Origin of the sequence: Geobacillus sp. ZGt-1, from assembly GCF_001026865.1 — a bacterium.
GTDB lineage: Bacteria > Bacillota > Bacilli > Bacillales > Anoxybacillaceae > Geobacillus > Geobacillus thermoleovorans.
In genome coordinates this window covers 111,434-112,730 of the sequence record NZ_LDPD01000018.1, presented here as the reverse complement: position 1 = coordinate 112,730, position 1,297 = coordinate 111,434, and the positions used below count along the sequence as shown (strand labels likewise).

1 protein-coding gene is annotated in these 1,297 nt (G+C 50.1%); it reads right to left on the bottom strand.

Annotated elements, in window-relative coordinates; genetic code table 11:
• A partial coding sequence (locus VU18_RS07935) for a histidine kinase dimerization/phospho-acceptor domain-containing protein (protein WP_047757932.1) occupies nucleotides 1-1,078 on the bottom strand: 1,078 nt, incomplete at its 3' end.
• Between the last annotated feature and the right edge of the window lie 219 nt (nucleotides 1,079-1,297).

The following is a 1,297-nucleotide window of genomic DNA, read 5'->3' as shown; positions in this document are numbered from 1 at the left end:
CTTTCGTCATGCCAACGCCGGTATCAGCGATGCGGATGAGCACACGTCCGTTGTCAATGGAGACGTATACTTGCAACGTCCCGCCGTTAGGCATCGCTTCGATGGCGTTTTTCATTACATTGAGCAAACATTGACGGAATTTTTCGCGCTCACCGATGACGGAAAATGGGGCAAGCGTCGCTTGAATATCGACGCAGCTCATATTGGCGAGCGGGCGGAGGATGTCAATGACTCGCTCGATTTCGAGCTTCACGTTCAGCTTTTCCGGCGTCTCGGGCGCCGGCTTGGCAAACGTCAAGTAATCGGTGATGATCGCTTCAGCTCGGTCAAGCTCCTCAATGGCGATGCGCGCATACTGGCGGCGTTTGTCGGCAGCGAGCGGCTGCTCTTCGATCAGTTGGATAAACCCACGCGCCGCGGTGAGTGGATTGCGAATTTCATGAGAGATGGAAGCAGCTAAATGGGTGACGGCTTCCATTTTCTCGGCGCGAATCACTCGTTTGCGCAGCGCGATGTTATGGTGCACCATTTCCTGAAACGAACAAACGATGAGCATGCTGATGGGCTGTACAAACAAAAAGATAAGCGCAACGGAAGGCGGAGGAGAAACCGCAGCAGCCATCCACTCCGCTATGGCGACGGTCAATAGGCCAGAGCCGAAGCTGAGCGATGCAGCGAACAGCGTGCGCTGTTTGGTTGGCAGCTCGACAAACCGTTTTGTCAATAAACTGCTTGTTGCAGCGATGGCGATGGAAACGACGACGGTGACGAAGACGCCAGCTCCGCCGAACAGCGAGCGGTAGGCGATCGCCGTAAACGCTAAAACCGTCGCCGCCCCCGCTCCGCCGTACAAACCGCCAAGCCACAGAGGAATTTGCCGCAAGTCGAAGATGAAATCGCTCTCTGTTCCGACCGGGAGGGTGATGCATAACATGATCACGACGGCGTAACAAATGGTCGGCAAATAAAGGCGGAATCGTTTTGGTCTCTTCTCCTGCTCCGTACAGAGGGGAACGAGGAACACCGGCAGAAGGATGAAAAACAAGTTGAGCAAAAAGTCTTTGAAAATATTCAGCATCGCGGCACCTTCTTTCCCATCGTCAAGCTGCATAACCAGAATTTCTACAAAAACTGCGAATATATTACATTGTAACTGGAAAACTGTCTGGATGTTAAGGTGAAATCGATAGCCTTTTTTTGCTATAAATCTCGTTTTTTCGACAAATATAGGTAAAAAGAACTATTTTGTTCTTGATAAAAAATACCCTTTATTTTTTTATATTATTCTATAATATTT